Annotated in this window: 20 protein-coding genes; 7 read left to right on the top strand and 13 right to left on the bottom strand. The window is 55.1% G+C overall.

Features of this window, described 5'->3' with window-relative positions; all coding sequences use genetic code 11:
- Nucleotides 1-123: 123 nt before the first annotated feature.
- Both GOV85_RS02870 and GOV85_RS02865 read left to right on the top strand, forming a co-directional pair.
- Entirely contained in the window at nucleotides 124-762 is a 639-nt protein-coding gene (locus tag GOV85_RS02870) for a TetR family transcriptional regulator C-terminal domain-containing protein (protein ID WP_170482771.1), read from the top strand.
- A gap of 27 nt (nucleotides 763-789) precedes the next feature.
- On the top strand, nucleotides 790-2,142 hold the full coding sequence (locus tag GOV85_RS02865) for an MATE family efflux transporter (RefSeq protein WP_171174830.1): 1,353 nt from the start codon (nucleotides 790-792) through the stop codon (nucleotides 2,140-2,142).
- Nucleotides 2,143-2,163: 21 nt separating this feature from the next.
- Here GOV85_RS02865 and GOV85_RS02860 read toward each other — a convergent pair whose 3' ends face one another.
- Nucleotides 2,164-3,456 (bottom strand): FAD-binding oxidoreductase, encoded by a 1,293-nt coding sequence (locus GOV85_RS02860; protein WP_171174828.1) that lies wholly within the window; start codon nucleotides 3,454-3,456, stop codon nucleotides 2,164-2,166.
- A gap of 90 nt (nucleotides 3,457-3,546) precedes the next feature.
- On the opposite strand from GOV85_RS02860, the gene GOV85_RS02855 reads away from it, so the two are divergent.
- From GOV85_RS02855 to GOV85_RS02835, 5 genes are all read left to right on the top strand, one after another.
- Nucleotides 3,547-3,864, top strand: coding sequence for a hypothetical protein (locus tag GOV85_RS02855; protein WP_170803505.1), 318 nt, complete (start codon nucleotides 3,547-3,549; stop codon nucleotides 3,862-3,864).
- A gap of 174 nt (nucleotides 3,865-4,038) precedes the next feature.
- Complete coding sequence (locus GOV85_RS02850; protein ID WP_371810595.1) at nucleotides 4,039-4,707, top strand: TetR family transcriptional regulator C-terminal domain-containing protein; 669 nt, start codon at nucleotides 4,039-4,041, stop codon at nucleotides 4,705-4,707.
- 74 nt (nucleotides 4,708-4,781) lie between these two features.
- Nucleotides 4,782-6,839 (top strand): FAD-dependent oxidoreductase, encoded by a 2,058-nt coding sequence (locus GOV85_RS02845; protein ID WP_170549168.1) that lies wholly within the window; start codon nucleotides 4,782-4,784, stop codon nucleotides 6,837-6,839.
- Nucleotides 6,840-6,900: 61 nt separating this feature from the next.
- Nucleotides 6,901-7,353 carry a GNAT family N-acetyltransferase gene (locus GOV85_RS02840; protein WP_170482750.1) on the top strand — a complete coding sequence of 151 codons (453 nt, stop codon included), beginning with the start codon at nucleotides 6,901-6,903 and terminating at the stop codon, nucleotides 7,351-7,353.
- Nucleotides 7,354-7,901: 548 nt separating this feature from the next.
- Complete coding sequence (locus tag GOV85_RS02835) at nucleotides 7,902-9,575, top strand: acetolactate synthase large subunit (RefSeq protein ID WP_170549177.1); 1,674 nt, start codon at nucleotides 7,902-7,904, stop codon at nucleotides 9,573-9,575.
- A gap of 821 nt (nucleotides 9,576-10,396) precedes the next feature.
- On the opposite strand, the gene GOV85_RS02830 is transcribed toward GOV85_RS02835, so the two are convergent.
- The 12 genes from GOV85_RS02830 to GOV85_RS02775 all read right to left on the bottom strand — a co-directional run bounded on the left by GOV85_RS02830 (nucleotide 10,397) and on the right by GOV85_RS02775 (nucleotide 19,964).
- Nucleotides 10,397-11,341, bottom strand: coding sequence for a primase-helicase family protein (locus tag GOV85_RS02830; protein ID WP_171174826.1), 945 nt, complete (start codon nucleotides 11,339-11,341; stop codon nucleotides 10,397-10,399).
- A gap of 63 nt (nucleotides 11,342-11,404) precedes the next feature.
- On the bottom strand, nucleotides 11,405-11,920 hold the full coding sequence (locus GOV85_RS02825) for a hypothetical protein (RefSeq protein ID WP_171174823.1): 516 nt from the start codon (nucleotides 11,918-11,920) through the stop codon (nucleotides 11,405-11,407).
- A complete protein-coding gene (locus GOV85_RS02820) occupies nucleotides 11,917-12,909 on the bottom strand; it encodes a hypothetical protein (protein ID WP_171174822.1) in 993 nt (330 codons plus the stop codon). The genes GOV85_RS02825 and GOV85_RS02820 overlap by 4 nt, the downstream gene beginning before the upstream one ends.
- Nucleotides 12,910-12,957: 48 nt before the next feature.
- Nucleotides 12,958-13,161, bottom strand: a complete 204-nt coding sequence (locus tag GOV85_RS02815) for a hypothetical protein (protein WP_170549186.1) — start codon at nucleotides 13,159-13,161, stop codon at nucleotides 12,958-12,960.
- 104 nt (nucleotides 13,162-13,265) lie between these two features.
- Nucleotides 13,266-13,700, bottom strand: a complete 435-nt coding sequence (locus tag GOV85_RS02810; RefSeq protein WP_170482741.1) for a hypothetical protein — start codon at nucleotides 13,698-13,700, stop codon at nucleotides 13,266-13,268.
- Nucleotides 13,697-14,938: a tyrosine-type recombinase/integrase gene (locus tag GOV85_RS02805; RefSeq protein WP_170482738.1), complete on the bottom strand. Its 1,242-nt coding sequence runs from the start codon at nucleotides 14,936-14,938 to the stop codon at nucleotides 13,697-13,699. Before GOV85_RS02805 ends, GOV85_RS02810 begins: the two co-directional genes overlap by 4 nt.
- A 382-nt stretch (nucleotides 14,939-15,320) precedes the next feature.
- Nucleotides 15,321-16,127 (bottom strand): ABC transporter permease, encoded by an 807-nt coding sequence (locus GOV85_RS02800; RefSeq protein ID WP_171174820.1) that lies wholly within the window; start codon nucleotides 16,125-16,127, stop codon nucleotides 15,321-15,323.
- The gene (locus tag GOV85_RS02795) at nucleotides 16,124-17,011 is read right to left on the bottom strand and encodes an ABC transporter permease (RefSeq protein ID WP_171089270.1); all 888 of its coding nucleotides are present in this window, start codon (nucleotides 17,009-17,011) and stop codon (nucleotides 16,124-16,126) included. The genes GOV85_RS02800 and GOV85_RS02795 overlap by 4 nt, the downstream gene beginning before the upstream one ends.
- A gap of 81 nt (nucleotides 17,012-17,092) precedes the next feature.
- Nucleotides 17,093-17,842, bottom strand: coding sequence for a transporter substrate-binding domain-containing protein (locus GOV85_RS02790; protein WP_171174818.1), 750 nt, complete (start codon nucleotides 17,840-17,842; stop codon nucleotides 17,093-17,095).
- 33 nt (nucleotides 17,843-17,875) lie between these two features.
- Nucleotides 17,876-18,652 carry an ATP-binding cassette domain-containing protein gene (locus tag GOV85_RS02785; protein WP_171174816.1) on the bottom strand — a complete coding sequence of 259 codons (777 nt, stop codon included), beginning with the start codon at nucleotides 18,650-18,652 and terminating at the stop codon, nucleotides 17,876-17,878.
- Nucleotides 18,653-18,777: 125 nt separating this feature from the next.
- Nucleotides 18,778-19,530 carry a PhnD/SsuA/transferrin family substrate-binding protein gene (locus GOV85_RS02780; protein ID WP_171174814.1) on the bottom strand — a complete coding sequence of 251 codons (753 nt, stop codon included), beginning with the start codon at nucleotides 19,528-19,530 and terminating at the stop codon, nucleotides 18,778-18,780.
- On the bottom strand, nucleotides 19,527-19,964 hold the full coding sequence (locus GOV85_RS02775; RefSeq protein WP_171174811.1) for a TerB family tellurite resistance protein: 438 nt from the start codon (nucleotides 19,962-19,964) through the stop codon (nucleotides 19,527-19,529). Before GOV85_RS02775 ends, GOV85_RS02780 begins: the two co-directional genes overlap by 4 nt.
- Nucleotides 19,965-19,969 lie beyond the last annotated feature (5 nt).

The following is a 19,969-nucleotide window of genomic DNA, read 5'->3' as shown; positions in this document are numbered from 1 at the left end:
CTCTTCCGTTTACAGATCGGGTGCGCGTTCGTAAAGTTTATTTGAGCGCTCAAATAAATTTCAAGCTATTGACGCATCTTTTTTGCGCGCTGTAGATGGCTGCATTCGTAGGAGGAGCGACAATTGGTCGAAGCTGAGCGGAAACGTCCTCGCAAAGAGCGGAAGGAGAACGCAGATCGTCGTCGCCGGCAGCTGCTGGACGCGGCTTGCCGCTCTATATTGACCCATGGACTAGCAAAAACGACGCTTGCAACGGTCGCGTCTGAGGCTGGGCTTTCTCAGGGTGTCGCGGCGTTTTACTTCAAGTCAAAACTAGGTCTTCTGACAGAAACTTTGCGCGACCTTTACCAGCGTTACGAAAAGCACTGGACAGCTTCTTTAGAGCTAGCAGGGGACAAGCCGGCCGAAAAGATAAGGGCTTTGATAAAAGCTGACTTCCACCCGGAAGCCTGTGGTCCCGATGTCTTGCCCCTTTGGTATGCATTTTGGGGCGAGCTTCGATTTCAACTGCAGTATGACGAAGTTGCCGAGCATTTTGAGACACGTCGAAGAGAGACTTTGAGATTGATCTGGAATGAACTGCTCTCAGCAGACGACGCTATTTCAGCAGATCAAATGGCTGAATGGATGGAGACATTGACGGATGGCTATTGGCAACGATTGCATCTCGCTCCGGAAGGCCTGAGCCGAAAGCAGGCGGAGCAAGCTGCCTGGGGATGCCTTGTTCGATTGGTTCCAGAATTACTTGGAGATACGGCTTAGTCAATTTCGACTGAAAGGCCCCACAATATGACGCGAGTGCGGATATCGAAGCGGCCTCGGCCATCCTGGGGCGCCATTATAAAAGAGGCGCGTTACCTTGCGCGGCTTGCTCTCCCGATCGTCATTTCTCTTGCTGCTGCTGCTTTGATTGGTGTCGTTGACACAGTGATGGTGGCCCCGTTGGGAACGCTTCCTTTGGCGGCGGTCTCAATTACGGCCTCGGTGCTGATTATTTTCTATTCAGCGCTCTACGGCTTTGTGTCCGCAATTGGGGTGCGCATGGCAGAAGCTTTTGGGAAAACGAGTGACCAAGGGCTGGCAGCAGCGACAAGCGCCGGGATTTTTGTTGCCCTGGTCGTGGGGTCAGTTGGCGCTGTTGCAATGATCTGCCTTAAGCCTGCTCTTTCTTGGATTGGGCAGCCGCCTGAAGTGGTCAGTCTAATAGGTGGGTACTGGATCGCGATGTGCCTACTTTTGGTGCCCTTTACGGTTTTCTATACTCTGAAGGCTCTTTTTGACGCCATGGACCGTCCGTGGATTGGAGTTGGTCTTGCGTTTCTTGCGGTCGGTTTCAACATCCCTTCAAACTATGTTTTGATCCATGGAGTTGGTGGCTGGCCGGGTCTGGGTCTCCTCGGCGCCGGGATGGCAAGTCTGTTGTCTCAGATAGTGCCGTTGATCATGGCGCTCGTGATTTTGCGAGTGTGGAAAAGAAAGAGAGGTTTCTTGAGGGCCAAGATTTTCGACTGGTCCGAGGTCAAAGCGCAGATCAAAGAAGGCTTCATTATATCCGTTGGTTATCTGGGGGAGGGGGCCACTTACGCAGTTGCCGGCCTTATGCTTGGTTGGTTCAGCGCCGCCGCGCTCGCCGCGCATCAAATCGTTTCCGCGGTCAGTGACGTCATTTACATGGTGCCGTTAGGCGTTTCGATTGCGATTTCGATACGCGTAGCTCAGGCAATTGGTGCCGATGAAAGAGAAAGGTTAAAGCCGATTGTGTTGGCTTCGTTGTTGGTGGTCGTTGGTTGGATGGCCGTTGTCGTGACTGGTATTTTGTTTGGCCGTGCCCCTTTGGCAAACAGCCTGTCAGATGACCCAGAGGTCGTTTCTCTCGCGATATCGATGTTCCTTGTGATTGCGGCAATGCAGGTTGCAGATGGTGTGCAAGGAACGATGCTAGGCGCTTTCCGGGGCATGATGGACAATCACGTTCCTGTTGCTATTACCCTGATTGCCTATTGGGTTTTTGCATTGCCGCTTGGATATGCGCTGGGCTTTTGGCTTGGGTTCGGCCCCAATGGAGTTTGGATTGGGTACGGCTCAGGTCTCTCTTTGGCCGCTATCGCGTTGACCTTTCGCTTCTTCTCTAAAAACCGGTAGTCGGCGCTGTTTGCCAGCTCACTAAAGGCCCAACTTGTCTAAGAGTTTAAGGCGTAGGATTTCTGCTTCGACAAGAGTTTCTTTCGCGAATGAGAAGGGCAGTGGTTTGAGGAGAGTAACCGGAAATTCCAGCTCGTCCGCTTTGGTTCCTGTTGCCCATTTGGCAAGGACACGCCCCATTGCCGTGGCGATGGCTACGCCGCGCCCATTGTATCCCAGACCTGTCATAACCCCCGGAGTGATCTCATGCAGGTGTGGATATTGATCTTTTGTCAAAGCGACAAAGCCACCCCATTCGTATTCCCACTGAACTCTGGACAATTGGGGGAAAAGTTCGACAGAAATGCGTTTCAACCGCTCAATTTGTTTGAGAGTGGACTTGTCGTTGTAGGTGCCGCGACCTCCCATCAGAAAGCGACCGTCGGCATCTTGCCTGAAATAGAGAAGTAGGCGTCGTGCGTCTGACAAAGCGTTGCCTTCTGGCAGAATTGACTGGCGGACATTGTCGGACAGGGGCGACGTGGCTACCTGAACCGAGCGAACGGGTAAAACTGATTTAGCCAACCGCGGATGCAGATCTCCAGAATAGGCGTTCGTGCAGATCAGCACTTTTTCTGAGATGACAGCTCCTTTGGGAGTTTCGACGCGAAAGCGGCCGGCTTCGGATTTAATCTGATTGGCAGGCGTTTCGCCGAAGATTTGCACGCCATTGCGGCGACCTGCTTCAGCCAGTCCAAGTGCATAATTCAGCGGGTGCAAAACACCACCGCGGCGATCCAGAACACCACCAAGGTAGGTTTCGGTCCCGGTAAGACGTTTCATTTCGCTTTGATCAAGCTGTCTCATGCCCCCGCCGTATTTGTCCCAATCCTCGGCTAGCTTGTGCAATTCCCTGAGTGTTTTGTGGGTATGAGCGGCGCGCAGCCAGCCAGGGCGCTTTACATCGCACTCAATGTCGTACCGGTCCACTAAGTCAAACACAAGGTCGCCAGCGTCACCGGCCATTTGGATCATTCTGGTTCCCCTGAAATCTCCAAACTTTGCTTTGATGCCCGTCGGCCCGTCTTTTAGGCCCACGTTGACTTGGCCGCCATTGCGTCCCGACGCTCCCCATCCTGGGTGCTGCGCATCGACCAGAATAACGTTGACGCCTTGCTCGGCTAAATGAATCGCTGCCGAAAGCCCGGTGAACCCTGCTCCAATCACAGTCACGTCCGATTTCTGTTCGCCAACGAGTTGGGGGTACTCGGTCGGATAAGCTGCAGTTGCTGACCACAGACTGTTCGCGATGACGGGGTTTTCGTTGCGGATCATCTATGGGCCTCGCGCTTGCCTTGCGGGGGGAATTGCATAAGTTTGGCTGACGATGCTTTGCCGTAAGGTTTGTGACGAATGCCAAGACTGTTGAACCAATTTGATTTGAAGCCAACCGTCGAATTCGACGCCTTCGAGCAAGCTTGGAGCGCGTTTGTCGAACATTTGGTCACGACAGGTCTAGCCACGAACGGGACGCCTTTGTGTATACGCAACCCCACAAGTGGCTACGATACCGACGAGCAGCGTGATCATTCGCTTATGGCAGTTATCGAGTTTAGGGATCAATTGCAGGCCGATGCAGCGTGGGTGGCCATTGAGGATCGCATTGAGCCTCTGGGGGCTTTGCATCGCAGGGTTATTTCTATGGTACACGACCCGCTTTTCACGTTTTGGTCGGAACTTTAGTTCGACGGTTGCGAACATGGGGATTGTTTTCACATCATTTTCCCTTCATCATTGAATGATCATTCAATCAATGACATATAACCTTTAGATGTCAAATCCTCACTGGCTGGATGAAAATGGCTGTTGGGGGAAGGCAAAACCGATGAACTGCTTTAGTTGATGGGATGCATTCGGGTGAGACAATCGCCAATCGAAAAAACAAACCCTGAGGGGCGACGACGTACCGAGTCCAAAGAGGTGAGGCGTCAGCAACTCATCGACGCTACAATCGACTCGATTGCTCAGAACGGAATTGGCGGAACGACCATGTCCACCGTGACCGAGATTGCAGGTCTGTCGCTCGGCATCGTCAACTTCCACTTCAAAAGCAAACAAAAATTGCTCGAAGAAACGCTGCTGTTTCTCGCCAACGAACACCACGAACAGTGGTTGGAAGCCTTCGATAGCGCAGGCTTGTCAGCGCCAGAAAAGCTGTTGGCTATCGTCGATGCGCATTTTCACCCCCAAATTTGCACTCCAAAGAAACTAGCCGTTTGGTTTGCGTTTTTTGGAGAGGCAGGGCGGCGCAAAGTCTACCGCAATCTTATCAATGACATCGACCAGGAGCGGTACAATATCGCGCTGCGCCTGTGTTCCGAAATTTCTGAGGACGGTGGATACGACGATATCCCGCCAACGCAAGTCGCCAACATACTCGAGGCTCTTTACGACGGAATCTGGCTAGAGCTTTTGACTTACCCCGAGAATTTTCAACGTTCTGTTGCCCGGGATCACATCACCGCCTTCCTTTCCAAGGTCTACCCGGATCACTTTCGAATGCCCGTGTTCAACAACGGTGATTGAAACAGAACGGCTCTCAAACCGGAAACTTCAAAAAAATCATCCAGCGAATGACGCAGCTAACTAAGGCTAAAAATATGGGTAGGGACTCTCGCTACGACATCCTTTTCGAACCAGTCCAAATCGGGCCGGTTACTGCGCCAAATCGGTTTTATCAGGTACCACACTGTACCGGTATGGGCTGGCAATACCCGCGCACACTTGCCGCGATGCGCAAAGTGAAGGCGCAAGGCGGATGGGGCGTCATATGCACGGAATACAACTCTATCCATCCATCATCTGACGACCTGCCGCACCCTTATGCGTCGCTTTGGGATGACAGTGATGTTCGGGCGCATGCGCTTATGACCGATGCGGTTCACGAATACGGTAGCCTTGCAGGGGCTGAGCTTTGGTACGGAGGCGCCAACTCGAACAACTTGTTTTCCCGCTTGCCGAGCATGGATGTAGACAGTCGCCCCAATGCGAAAGGGCACCCTTTTCAGACACGCGCAATGGACAAGCAGGACATCCGGGATTTACGCCGCTGGCATCGAAAGGCCGCTATAAGGGCACGAGACGCGGGTTTTGACGTTGTCTATGTTTACGCAACGCACGGATACCTGATCTCGAACTTTCTACATCCGCGCGTGAACACGCGCAGCGACGAATATGGTGGCAGCTTAGAAAACAGGGTGCGACTTACTCGGGAGTTAATTCAGGAAACCAAAGACGCCGTTGGCGACCGGTGCGCTGTGGCCGTTCGGTTCTCGGCAGACGAAGAGATCGGCGAGGATGGCCAGCCAATCTATGGTGAGCGACGAGAGATGTTTGAGATGCTCTCTGACCTGCCGGATTTGTGGGATATCAACATCGCAGATTACTCTGTCGAGATGGGTGTGTCCCGTTTTACCAAAGAGGCCGCACTTGAACCTTACATGCATTGGGTCAAATCCGTGACGGACAAGCCCGTCGTGACCGTTGGTCGTTTCACGTCGCCGGATACCATGGTCTCGCAAGTCAGGCGGGGGATTACGGATTTCATTGGGGCTGCGCGCCCGTCGATTGCTGATCCATACCTTCCCAAAAAGATTGAGGAAGGGCGCTTGTCCTCGATCCGCGAGTGTATCGGATGCAATGTTTGTTACGCCAGTGACTCGATAGGGGTACCTATTCGATGCACTCAGAACCCAACAATGGGGGAGGAGTGGCGCAAAGGATGGCACCCTGAAATCATTCGTGAGAAACCCTCAGATGCACGCGTTCTGATCGTAGGGGCAGGCGCTGCTGGACTGGAAGCAGCACGGGCACTTGGCGTGCGTGGGTATGATGTTCAATTGGCAGAAGCTACTCGTGAGTTGGGTGGCAGGGTCTCTCGCGAAGCGGCTCTGCCTGGAATGAGCGAGTACATTCGCGTCAAAGATTATCGCGAGCAGCAATTGATCGAGATGCCCAACGTTGAAATCTACCGTGAAAGCCCGCTGACAGTTGACGATATCTTGGCTGTTGATGCTGACCACGTTGCGATCGCAACCGGCGCGACCTGGCGGAAGGATTATTTTGACGAAGAACGTTTTGTCCCGGTCGCAGAAGGAGCCGTCCTAAGTCGCGTTTTCACCCCCGATGACATCATGGATGGAAAGCTTCCCGATGGACCGACGCTCGTTTTCGATGGGGACGGCTACTACATGGCCAGCGTTATCGCTGAGAAAATACGGGCTCAGGGAAATGCCGTCACGCTGGTTACACCATCTGACAGTGTTTCTGACTGGGCCGAAAAAACGTCCGAACGTTGGCGCATCCGAACGCATCTGCTTCGATTGGGGGTTGAGGTCCTGCCGTCAAAGTCGCTCAAGCATTTCGATGGCGAAATCGCAGAGTTGGAGTGCACCTATGGTGGGCCAAGTGTGACCGTTCCGGTTGCCAATATTGTTATGGTTACTGCTCGGAAGCCAAATGATGGCCTCTACAGCGGATTGCTAGGGCGGATGAGTTTTGAGGACTTGAAGTTTAGCCTTCGTCGTATTGGTGATTGTGACGCTCCGGCGATAATTGCGGCAGCGGTTTATTCAGGCCATCGATACGCCCAGGAGTTGGGCGAGGCGGTGGATAAGGACATTCCACTTTTACATGACCGAGTGGATGTCGGGCATTAGCTCATTTGACTGTATTACGCGATCTCGATTGAACGCATAAAAAAACAAGGAGAAACCATCCATGCCAGAAGGCTTAACTATCCGTCCGCTCGAATTGCGAGACAACGAACAGTGGCGCCGACTGTGGACAGCATACTTGGATTTCTACGAGACCTCTGTCCCAGAAGAAGTCTATGAGGTTTCCTTCAATAGACTGTTGTCAACGGATGCAGGCGAATACAATTGTCTGATCGCTGAGTTGGACGGAAAACCGGTTGGATTAGCGCACTATCTCTACCATAGGTTCATGTGGTCGGTGGAGGATACGTGTTATCTTATGGATCTTTTCACTGATCCAAAGGTCAGGGGAAAAGGCGTTGGTCGAGCTCTGATCGACTCTGTCTTCCAGATCGCCAAGCAGGACGGTGTTCCAACCACCTACTGGACAACTCAAGAATTCAACTACGCAGGTCGAGTTCTGTACGACAAGGTGGCTAAAAAAACGCCATTTATTGTCTATGAAAAAGACGAATAACTTGTGCCGTCTTGCCGAAAAAAACATCTTGTTGCGGGGAGGGGTTTAGTAGCCTTCTTCCATGCAAAATCGATCCCAGAAAAATAATTCAAAACCAGCCGTGGGGCTACTTGATTGGCGGTGATGCTGTATGTTCAGTTCCCATTGTCGCCCCGAGTAGTGAAGATTTTTTTGCACGTTGAAGGATCGACGTAAGCAAGGAAATCGTCCTGTATTGGCGGCACCGCTGCGACGCCATGCTCGCGTCAGAGGTTCGAACAAATACTGTTCGATAATTGCGGATGTCTTGTCAGTAGTATTTGGTCTAACGCGGAGTTCGATGGCCTGCTTGCAACACGACATTGTCGGTTGCTACGGCTGTTGAAGCCCTGTCTCGCGCGTGCTGTATTGGAAAACGGTCGATGGGTAGAGATGGATGCTTTGTTTTTTGATTTCCAGTAGCCGCAAACCGGCGAAAACCGAGCGAACCGACCCTAATTGGGAAGGAATAGATTTTCACCTGCATCTCAGGCCTGACCAACGGATCCACTGTGATATTAGGAGAGCACATGTCCGCTTTTGACCAAACCGCAACCTCCTTTACCAAAGCCTCGGATTTGCTGGTCGCAGCGCTAAAGGCTGAAGGTGTTGAGTATGTTTTCGCTGTCCCGGGCGAGGAAAACCTTGACGTGCTGGAGTCTTTGAGAAGGTCCAAAATTGAACTTGTTCTTACTCGCCACGAACAAGGAGCGGCATTCATGGCGGCGACTTATGGGCGTTTGACGGGTAAAGCTGGGGTATGCATGGCGACACTTGGGCCTGGTGCCACGAACTTTGCGACGCCTGCAGCTTACGCGCATCTGGGTGGGATGCCGTTGGTCATGATCACGGGCCAAAAGCCGATCAAGAAATCGAAACAGGGCCAGTTTCAAATCATTGATGTGGTGGGTTTGTTCGACCCGATTTGCAAGATGTCCAAGCAGATTGTTCACGGCAACACCATCCCCTCGTTAATCCGCGAAGCGTTTCGTGTCGCGCAAGAGGAGCGTCCTGGCGCCGTTCTATTGGAACTTCCCGAGGATATAGCGGCCGAAGATACCACCGATCCGGTCCTGCAACCCCATCCGCGCTACTACGCCGTGGCTGGTGACACGGTGCTGAATGAGGCGGCCGAGATGATCCGCTCGGCTGAAATGCCTTTGCTTTTGTTGGGGGCGGGAGCCAACCGAAAGCATGCTCGCAGCGCACTTAGTAAGTTTGTGAATGACACGCAGATTCCTTTCTTTGACACTCAGATGGGTAAAGGCGTGGTCGACGAGCGGTCTGATCTGTTTTTGGGAACGGCAGCCTTATCCGATGGGGACTATCTGCACTGCGCGATCGAACGCGCTGATCTGATTATCAATGTGGGTCACGACGTCGTGGAAAAACCGCCATTCTTCATGAAAGAAGGCGGGACCAAGGTGATCCATGTGAACTACAAGGCCGCGCAAGTTGACCAGGTTTATTTCCCGCAGGTCGAGGTTGTCGGCGATCTTGCGCAATCCATCGAACGACTGGGGAAAAAGCTTGGTGGCCCACTGGATTTTGACCGCAGCTACTTTGAGCGGGTCAAACAGGAAACCGATGTGCACATCTCCGAAGGCGCAGATGATCCGCGGTTCCCGGTAATCCCACAGCGATTTGTGGCTGACACGCGTAAGGTCATGCGCGACAGCGATATCATTGCGTTGGACAACGGCATTTATAAAATTTGGTATGCCCGCAATTATCAGGCTTACCAACCTAATACCGTTTTACTGGATAATGCACTGGCCACAATGGGAGCCGGCCTACCCTCAGCTATGATGGCAGCCAAGCTCTATCCTGACCGTCGTGTGATGGCGATTTGTGGAGACGGCGGATTTATGATGAATAGTCAGGAGGTTGAAACGGCCGTTCGCCAAGGCCTCAGTCTGGTTGTGACCATTCTGAACGACAGCTCGTATGGGATGATCCGGTGGAAGCAATCTCACGCCGGGTTTGAAGATTGGGGGCTGGAGTTTAACAACCCTGATTTTGTGCAATATGCCAGAAGCTATGGCGCGACCGGCCACCGGGTGGAGCGAACCGAGGATCTGGTACCCACCTTTGAGCAAGCGTTCGCAGTAGGTGGCGTACACCTGATCGATCTTCCTGTTGATTACAGTGAAAACCAACGCGTACTGATTGACGAACTGGCCGAAAAGGTCTGTTTGATCTGATCCGTTTTTCGAAGTTTGGTCGAAGCGATTGGGCTGGAGTCGGGCAGAGCGTGAAAACACCAGGTCGACGCGGTTTGTGTGTCGTAAGCACCTCCTACTTGAGTTGCGGGAATGAGTTTGAACCTAGAACACTCGTGCATTTGCTGACTTATTGGGCAATCGGAAGGGTGAAGTGAATGCGTTGCTGGCGAGTGGTCGCCACACCACGCATTCAGCCCGCGTATTTGTCCCCATAGTGGTCGTTCATGACTTTTCAGCGAACGTCCGCATCTAGCTCAAAACGGATACGGATGAGCGACCAGCCTGCCGCTGTCTGAAGTTTTGTATTCGGGAAAAATCGAAAAAAGGATCGTGGGCGGTGTTCGGAAGGCAGCCGTAGCGTTTCTTAGAAAATCGAAAAATTTTTGGGGAAGGGGTGACGGGCTGTGGCGGTGCCAAGCTCCACTCGCCCCCGTGTTTTTGTCGGGATGGGGGGGTATTTTCGGGGTTATGCCCGGCCTGACAAAACCCACCCCGACGCCTACCTTTCGATCGACGAAGCCTCATTGAATGCTGGTACCAAGTCTATCTCTTTGTGTATCTCGATCGCCATTGGTTTGTGGTTTCGCGGGAATGCGCCGTTTGCCTGCGTCGCTCACGACGGTTCTTGACACGGCCCCAAACTGCGCGCGGCGCGTCCACGGGCGCGCGCGATACCGAAAGGCTGCAGAACAAAGAAAACTTCAGGTTTCTCACACGGGGAAATGCGTGTGTGTTTTAGTACGTTCATTTCCCCGTAAGAGAATTCAATACTTTTCTGACTTTTCTGCCTTTGTTGTTTTCTAATCGCGCACAGCGCCCCTGAGAAAATTGGCTAACGCTCTTTTTTGGCTCGGCAAATCACCGATAATCACCTGTCGGTCAGTGTTGGATGCAGAAACCTCCAATTCGAATGCACCACAGGCACGAAGTTGGTTCCAGAAGGCCTTTCCATATGGAATGTCGTATCGCTCATTGCCGTGACCGCGCGCCCATTCCTCGTAAACCTCGCGAACATTCTGCCTAGAAACCGTGAATGTGCGCCCCTCCCAGCCCGTTTCGATTGGGTCAACTTCGCTGTTTGCTTCCGAGAACGATGCCAGCACCAATTCTTTGGGTAGCTCGCCGTCTTCGACGCTGCTGGCCCACCACCGCTGCGGCCCCGTGAGTGACCTAGCGCGCTGTTCCACGGTCGCTTCCGTGATCACACGCTCTGCCATTGGGTTGAATCCGGAAACGTCGCGGTCGAGCATTTTTTGCAGAAAGTGCGCTGCGCCGTCGCCGCGAATGTGGTCGTGCAGAGCCTTGAAGTATTCCGTGTCGTCTTTCCGATGGTCCGAGACCTCGCAGACCACCACGCGGCGATCGTCCACATCGATTTGGATTGCATGCTCCCGGTTGGTTGCGACTACGATGCCCATCGATGAGGCCACGGAGAAGCTGTCTATGCCCTTTGGCTCAATTGCGATGGTTCCGCCAGTCACGCGGCGTTTCAGCTTCTGTGCTGCCCGTTTGTCGCCCGCGAACAGCGCCTCATCAGCGAACACGTAGCAGGCGTTTGCGAGGTGCTTGTTGAACTTGCCGGTCAGTTGCTCCGCGTCATCGACCAGCAGCCCATGCTGCCCGAAAATCCGCATCATCAGGTCTTCGAGAATGATGCCTTTCCCTGTTCCCTGCCCAGACCGGAACACCAGCATCGTGCCCATCACACGGGTCGGGTTCTGGATTTTGAGCGCGAACCAGTTCATCACGTACTTATACAATTCCACGTCGCCTGCGCACAGCACGTCAAAAATGTGGTCGAGGATGATCTAGCAGTCACCGTGCTTCGGTACGACTCCAAACCCTTGCCAGAGGTTCAGCACGTCCTCGGACACCGCGCCGGTAGGGTCGAGGGCGACCGACAGGTACGTAGGCCGGTCCAAGCTTTCGAGCCACAGGCGGCTCGCAGGTTCGCTCTTGTCGCCGACCTTCATGAATTCGTTTTCCAGCAGCAGCGCGAAATCGGCGCGGGTCATCAGGCTCAACACTTTCCGGGTGTCGCCGTCCGCGTTGAACGCTTCCTCGACCCAATACCCCACACGGACTTTCCCGCCCTGGCGGATGACGAAATACTGGTCGTCGCCAAACAATTCCGCCATTTGGTCGTCCACGCTGATCTTGTCTCGCGCCACCATCATACGATTGATGGATTTTTCCAGCGTTCCTTTCCGAACGCCCTTCTGTTTTACCTTGAGCCATAGCTCGTGTATCGCCGTGTCGCGGTCCACGGCAGAATCCAGTTCAGCGATGTCAGCGAGTTTCGCCTGTAGTCGCTCCTTTTTCATATCTTCACATCCATCATTTTTGCGCGGCGTTCGGCACGGGTTCCGGACCTCGAAAGATGTCCGAACCGCGCCCTGCCGAGCTTGTCCCCCATCACTGCAACCACCGGCGCGCCGAGGTCCGCGAAGCGGTCGCGGTAGTCCTTGCTGCGCCTGTTCTTGCAATGGCCGTGGAAGCAGTAGATCGCTCGTTCAGAGTCAGCCGAGTTGGGCGGGTGGTAATAAGTTCCGGTCTCGTCACCGCTGCTGTGTTCGGCGCTGAACGGGCAGCGGATGGGCACCCAGCCGTCATTCGTGAATTGCCCTAGGACGTGACCGCCATCCGACAGCCACTGCAGCAGCGGGTCGTCGGTCTTGATCTCGACCGGGACGCCACGACGCACGGCACCGCCGGTGCGGTAGACCGAGACGGTTTCCTGCACCAGCGGCACCTGGAACGCCTTCTCGACCAGAACATCCGGATTGAACCGCCGGGAAAAATCCGAATAGACCAGTTTGGCCGGCACCTGCTTGTTTGGCGGCAGAGAACCGGGTAAGCGGAAAATCCGCGTGATGTCGGTCACGCACGGGTCCGTCAGTCCGCCCTCGGACGCGCTGCGCAGGACCGTGGCGACCTCGCTAGGGTCGCGCACAATTCGGTTCAGGGCGTAAACCCATTGCGTGGACCCCGGCTTAGTTTCGAGGATGAGCGTGGGCTTGACCGGCGGCTCCTTGATCCGGACGCCGTTCTTCACCTCGCCCACGTCGTCCAGACCGATCAGCGGCGTCCCAGTCCAGCGTTCCTTGCGCCGCCGGAAGTCATGCGCCGTGGTGGGCGTGTTGAATTCGAACAAGTGCAGGGAGAAATGCGTGTCCGCCCCGGTCAGAATACTGAAGGGCCACGGGCGGGCGACACATGCGCCGCTCTTGTATTGAACGCCAATGCACACGCTCTCTGTGGGGCCGATATCGTAGACCGACCGGGTGAACAGTTTTTCCAGAAACTCATCCATAGTGCATCTCCGACAATACGGACGCCAAGCGTTTCTCGGCGGGGGTCGTCATTGCGCGGCGTCGGATTTCAACGGCGCGTTGTTCTCGCGGTGATAGCGGACCGCTCCGCCAAACTTTACGAATGGAATTTTTGGATGTTCCCTCAGCCGGTCCTTGCGCAAGAAGGACAAGCTTAGTTGAAGCTCCGCCGCCTTCTGATGCTCGGTCAGCATTACTGCGTCGGCAGGCGGGGTGTCGGGATAAATGGACATTTCAGCACCTTCGATTCGTTTAAGGTGCCACCCAATATTCCCATTTTTTCACGTGTGGCTACAGTCTTGCTTTCCAAGTGCGCGCACTTGGAAAACAAAGTCTTTCAGGGGCTGAAACGCGACCAACTTTCGACTTCGAGACGGGCCCTACCGGGTGTAAGACCTTTGTTTCGTTTTTGTAGGTACCTGCGGGCCGTTTCAAGTCGCCGTCCGGTGAGCTTGCAAAACTCTCGGATAAAAGAGTTTCGCTGAGTTGGTTCGAGGGGCCACATGTCGGCAAAGACGGGGGCTACTCTCACGAGCAGATCAGTGTACTCAAGTTCCGACACCTTCGGGCGAGCAGGGTCGGATCGCTCGAGAGCTATCTCAACGAGTCGCCGAACGACATGCCAACGACTGTCAGCAGCAGCAGCGGCGACGGCGTTCTTGATGAGCGCGGCCGTCGTTTGCTGCTTCGCGTCGGGTTTGTTGGCCATCTCCATTGCCATTATCATCGCTATCATTTTTAGGTCGCGTGATGTCAGGTCGTCGGGGGTCATGACAGCAGACCGGTCTCGATACGCTCGGCAAATTCGTGGAGTTGGGGGCGTAAAGATTTTGCATAGGCTTCGGTGATGTCACCCGTGCTATGACCCACCAGCATCTTAATCGCTACACTCGGTACGCCAATCATCTCAGCGGTGGAAATGTAGGTCCGCCGCAGATCATGCGGTGTGATGTCGCCGACGCCGATGCGTTTCAGGGCCTTGCGAGGGTCGCGGGCTGGCCCACTTCCCCGCACTGCCGGGAACACCCATTCGTCAGACGCGCCGCGCTGGGCGTCAAGGATGGAGCGCATTCCGGGCGTTATCGGGCGTTTGAGTTCCACGCCCGCCTTCATCCGCTCGGCGGGAATGGTGATGACATTGGCCCCGACTTCCATCCAGCGCAGATGCAGGATTTCATCGCGGCGACAACCCGTCAGGAACAGCATCTGCAAGGCACGATACAGAGTGCCAGTCGGCCCGAGGTGAACCGCCAGACGCTCGGCCTCTGTCCACCACAGCGGGCGCTCAGTCGGTGTAAGCGCACCCTCGCGAGGAGGTGTGGGCTTAACCGCCTTGCGCTTGCCTGTCAGCTTGCTCACCGGGTTGGGAGATGGCTCCTGTCCTGCGGGATGGGCGTCGGCCCATGACTGCCACAGCGCCCGAACCGAACGCAGTGCGTTGGACGCCGAGGCCGGGGAAGTCACGCCCAGCATGCGGCGGTATTCGTCCCGCACCATCTCGGGCGTAATGTCGCTCATCCTTACATCGGCGAGAAACATCCGTTTCACGGCGTACCCGTAGCTTTCGATGGTGGAGGCCCGGACGTGTGGGTTTTCCTGCCCGTGGAATGTGGGCGCACTGTAGATTGTCAAGTCCAAGAGGTCGCGTTCACGTGCGTCCATCGCCGCTCTGTCGGTTGGGCTGAGATAGGTGCCTGCGGCCAACTCAGCCATAATTGCCTGCGCTTTATCGCGGGCAGCTTCGATGGTGCCGGGTTTGGTTGCCGGGGCGAACTCGGCGATACTGATGCGGTACAGCTTGCCCCGCACCTTCCGTTCGACACCCAGCATCCACGCCGAGGTCTGTTTGCGGCACACGAACCCGCGCAAGTCGGTGTCACGCAGCGTGACGCCGGTGGTGTCGGCGAATACCGTGGTCGCGCGGGTGAGGGTCTGCTTGCCGAACCGGAAGCGGCGCGGCTCCTCGGGCTGGGCTTCCGACTTGGGCAGGGGCACTACATTTGCAGACATAGGCGATGGTCCTTTCATCGTCTGGGTCAAGAACCCCGTTCCGATTGCAGTCGGGGCGGGGTTCGTTTTCAGAACACTTGACTGTCGACCTCAGAAATACGCTCAAGGCAACTTTGAGGCAACTCCAAAAATGATAAACCAGGGGTAAGGGGGGTGAAATCAGAGCACTCAGAACGAGGCTATAGTCATTATTTTTATATCCTTATCGCAATGTGTGGGTAATAGGGGAAAAGGTAGTGCACTTGATTGTGGATCCAGAGGTCCCCTGTTCAAGCCAGGGAGGCGGTACCACTTCTCTCAAAACAGGTTTGTTTTTCACGCGACTGCACGCGTTGCGCCATTCGAATGGCTTTGAAAGTTGATGCGATGCGCGCGCTGAAGATCAGCGCGCGAGGTTCAGTTTGAAACGCATCTTGGTTTGCCTGGCAGCTGGAAGATGTCGGTTCAAGCGCTTGTTGATCACGCCAAACCCCCAGACGATTACCAGTGTCAGCAAGATGAAATAGAAGGCCAGGATCGGATAGGGAACGAATGGATTGAACGTCTTGTCGGCAAAGTAGCTGGCGTAATACAGCGCGTCTCCGCGTTGTTGCCAGGCTGGGAAGGCCGAGAAGAAAACAAGGGTCGTTGCGTGGAACAGAAAGATCGCCTCGTTCGTGTAAGCCGGCCATGCCAGGCGCAGCATGGTGGGCCAGACGATCCGGCGGAAGCGAGCCCAACCTGTCATGCCATAAGCATCAGCAGCCTCGATATCGCCTTTGGGAATGGATCTGAGCGCACCATAGAAAATCTCGCCCGAATAGGCAGCGGTGTTCAGGAACAGCACGATCAGCGCCCCCAACCAGGCTGAGGTGAAGGCATCAAACATCGGGTAGGATTTCTTCAGCGATAGGAAGAAGAAATAGGCAAAGAAGAACTGGATAAACAAGGGCGAACCGCGGAACAGGAAGATGAACCATTCCGAAGGTTTGCGTAGCCACTTGTTTGTCGAGGCTTTGCCGACGGCCAGGGCGGTGGCCAGAAAGAACCCGGTGGCCAGTGCCATGATCCCGAAATACACATTCCAGATCATACCTGACCCGATCAGTGTAAACTGCTCGCACAGGGTGAAATCGTTCTTGGGCAGCAGACGCTCGCCAATGCCAAGAGAACGGAGGCCATAGTCCTGAATGGTCTGCAAGCAGCTCATGCCGTGGTCTCCTTGCGTAGCAGTTCACCGCCCGAGGTGGCCTGTCCGTGCGACAGCTTGCGCATCAGTTTTTCCAATCCAATCTCGGATACGCGGGTCATACCCAGATAGAAGATGAGCAGGAACAGGAAGTACCACATCCGCCAGTCTCCGTGCGGGTACTGGGTGAATCTGGAGGTTTTGGTGCCACCAAGCTCGCGCGCCCAATAGACGATATCCTCGATCCCCAGCAGGAACAGAAGCGGCGTCGCCTTGATCAGTACCATCCACAGGTTCGACAGGCCGGGCAGGGCATAGACCCACATCTGCGGCACAAGGATGCGCCAGAAAGTCTGACGACGGGTCATGCCATAAGCTTCGGCTGTTTCCAGTTGTGCGTGCGGTACTGCCCGCATGCCGCCAAACAGAACGTTTGCGGCAAAGGCTCCGAAAACGATTGAGAAAGTGATGATTGCCAGAAAGAACCCATAGGTTTCGTGCACCCATTCCGGCGCTGTTCCCAATGGCAGCTTGGCCGCCTGACACACGATGAAGTCATTTCCCTGACGGATCGGGTCGGTCCATTCGGGGCACAGGATTTTATGCCGCGTCCATTCGAACGCCTGATCCAGGGCAATGACAAAAAACAGGAAGAATGCGATGTCGGGGACGCCGCGCACAATGGCGATGTACCCTTTTCCCAGCCAGCTTAGTGGTGGGAAATGCGACCGGGCTGCCATTGCACCCATAAAGCCAAACGCCAACGCAACAGGCGCGGTCACGGCCAGCAATCCCAATACTTTGAGGAAAGATAAGTAGAAGGACCAGTGGACACCGTTGGTCAGGTAACAAGAAAACCAACGGAATGTTCCGAGCGTGTCTGGATCAGCGCAAAAGGAAAACATGTAGCGTCTTTCGAACGTCGTGCCCGCGTTGCTGACGGGCCAGGTTCGGCGCGACAAACGCGCCGAACCGCTTGATACGGATTAGTTTGTAACGACCGAACCGTCAGCGTTGTAGGTCGGCACGCCTTCGCCGAACCACTTGACGATCAGTTCGTTCAGCGAACCGTCTGCTTTCATCGAAGTGATTGCTTCGTCGAACTTGCCACGCAGTTCGCCATCCGATTCACGGATGCCCAGGCCAATACCGCCGCCCAGCGGGACGTCATCGCCTACGAAAACCAGCTCACCGCCCGATTCTTCGACGATCGGCACCAGAAAGTCCTTGTCAGCAAAGACCGCATCGGCTTCACCGTTACGCACGGCTGCGATCGTTTCTTCCGGGGTTGCGAATTCAACCAACGTCGCGCCGGATTCGGCTACGTGACCGGCCTGAATAGTTGCGGTTTGCGCGGCGACGATACCGCCGGCAACATCAACGCCTTCCGCTGCACCGACATAGGCCGAAGCCGCAGGCGGGAAGTAGTTCTGGGTGAAATCGATGACCTCGTCACGTTCGTCGGTGATCGACATGCCGGCGATGATAGTGTCGTAGTTGCCCGACACCAGGTTTGGAATGATCGAATCCCAATCGTTCTTAACCCACTCACACTCCAGGTTTGCGCGTTTGCACAGCTCGTCGCCAACCTCACGCTCGAAACCGTCGATCTCACCGGCGTCGTTGATGAAGTTATACGGAGGGTAGGCGCCCTCGGTGCCCATGCGGACGGTGTCGGCCATGGCGATACCGGCAGTCAGCGCCAGTGCTGCGGTGGACAGAATCAGTTTTTTCATTGGTTACTCCCCAGTTTGGTTCTGTATTTGAAGTTAAGCCGCCTGAGTGGCGGAGAGAAAGCCCCGAAGCCGTTCGGATTCGGGTGACGTAAAGATATCTTCGGGCGTGCCTTCTTCCTCGATCAGACCTTGGTGCAGAAACACCACGTGGCTTGAGATGTCGGCAGCCATTTTCATGTCATGGGTCACGATGATCATGGTACGCCCTTCGGCGGCCAGATCCTTGATCACCTTGATGACCTCTTGTTCAAGCTCGGGGTCCAGTGCCGAGGTCGGTTCGTCAAACAGCAGCGCTTCGGGTTCCATACACAGACCACGCGCAATGGCGGCACGCTGTTGCTGACCGCCGGACAACTGGGCGGGGTAGACGTCGCATTTGTCCCCGATGCCGACCTTTTCCAGATATTTGCGCGCACTGTCTTCCACTTCGGCCCGGTCACGGCCCAGAACGGTCACGGGGGCCTCCATCACGTTTTGCAGGATGGTCATATGCGCCCATAGATTAAACTGCTGAAAAACCATCGACAGGTTTGTGCGAATGCGCATGACTTGTTTGGGGTCGGCAGGGCGACGCGCATGGCCTTCACCGGACCATTTGACAGGTTCGCCCTTGAACAGAATCTCTCCCTGCTGGCTGTCTTCCAAAAGGTTGCAGCAGCGCAGGAGCGTTGATTTTCCCGATCCCGATGAGCCGATCAGCGAAACTACGTCGCCACGATGAGCTGTAATATCCACCCCCTTCAACACCTCGAGATTACCGAAGCTTTTGTGAAGGTTTTTGATTTCGATGACGGGAGCGGTTTCTGTCACGGGCAGTCCAGTGGTTGGTGGTGTTGGTGCGGTACTAGGACCGAAAAAATAGGTCAATGCAATGCGCAAATGACAGAATCAAGACCTCAAACGCCCAAAATGACTAAATGCGTTCGACAATTTGGTCAGCTGTTCGAAAGTAAGGCGTTTGGGGTCGGAGGGTTGGGAACAGCCAGGTAATCCGAAGCCTGAATGTCCACTAGGCCCCTCAGGGACAGTTGTTGCCGATCCGTGTCCTCTAGACCTTCAATGGCTGCGCGCACGGCAAGCGCGATTTGCGCAGCGTTTTGCCCTTGTGCGGTAATGTAGGGCAAAGTTGGGGTTGGCACGGTCCTCGTCACCTCTTGCAGGCGGTCATTCTGGTCGGTGTATTCCTGCAGCAGATGCCATGTCAGCGCATCCAAAGCGGCAAAGTCTGCTTTCCCCTCGGCCACGGCTTGCGCAGAAAGCGCGTGCCCGCCCGTCTCCAAAACTGCGGCGGGGCGCAGGTTCAACTGTGCCAAATGCGTGATTGGGGCCGCCCAACCGGACTGAGACACAGCCTCGTTATAGGCAAAGGTACCTTGTGTCAGATCTGTGAGGTCGCGGGTATCATCCCGACGTTTGACAAAAACCGAGTTGTAATGGCCAGCCGGGCAATCTGGCAGGCCATAATCTGGCGTTCCAACCAATTGCACATGACCATGCAGTCGGGTCCGGTACGGCATTCCGCATGTCTGAGCCAGAATCAGATTCGGATCTTGCCAGACCCCCCACATGTCCTGATCTCTGGTCAGGTGATCTGGGCCATAACCCAGATGATTGCGGATCAAGGTCCAGAACCGGTCATTGGCAGCTTGAAGCGCAGGCATGTCATACATGCCAAGCATTGCGATCACGATTTTGCAGCCCTTTGGCGCGCCAAGGCCGAATCCACGTCGCTTACACCCAACAGGCTGACCACGAGACGCAGCAGAGAGTCTTCTTCGCCAGTGCGATGACCGTCAGCAAGCGCTACGGACCACAGGGCCTGGACCACGGCCAGCCGGTCCTCATAGGCGACAGACTCTTTGATGGCACGGGTAAAGCGGACCGTGTCGGGGGCTTCTGCTTCCAAATCCTCGGCCTGCGCGCGCAGTGCGGCGCTTTCGAACGGAGACAAGCCATAGCGTTCCGCAGAAATACGGTCGATGCGCGCCATCTCGGAATCGGAATAGTCGTTGTCGGAACGGGCCAGACGCACCAGCAAGGCGGTCAATGCAAGGCGGGCGTCGTCGTCAACAAGCGGGTCGGGTTGAGGCTGCGTGAGCCTGGAAAGAAAGTCGCTGAACATGGGCT

Origin of the sequence: Ruegeria sp. HKCCA4633 (assembly GCF_013034605.1) — a bacterium.
Lineage (GTDB): Bacteria > Pseudomonadota > Alphaproteobacteria > Rhodobacterales > Rhodobacteraceae > Ruegeria.
This window is presented reverse-complemented; position numbering and strand designations above follow the sequence as displayed.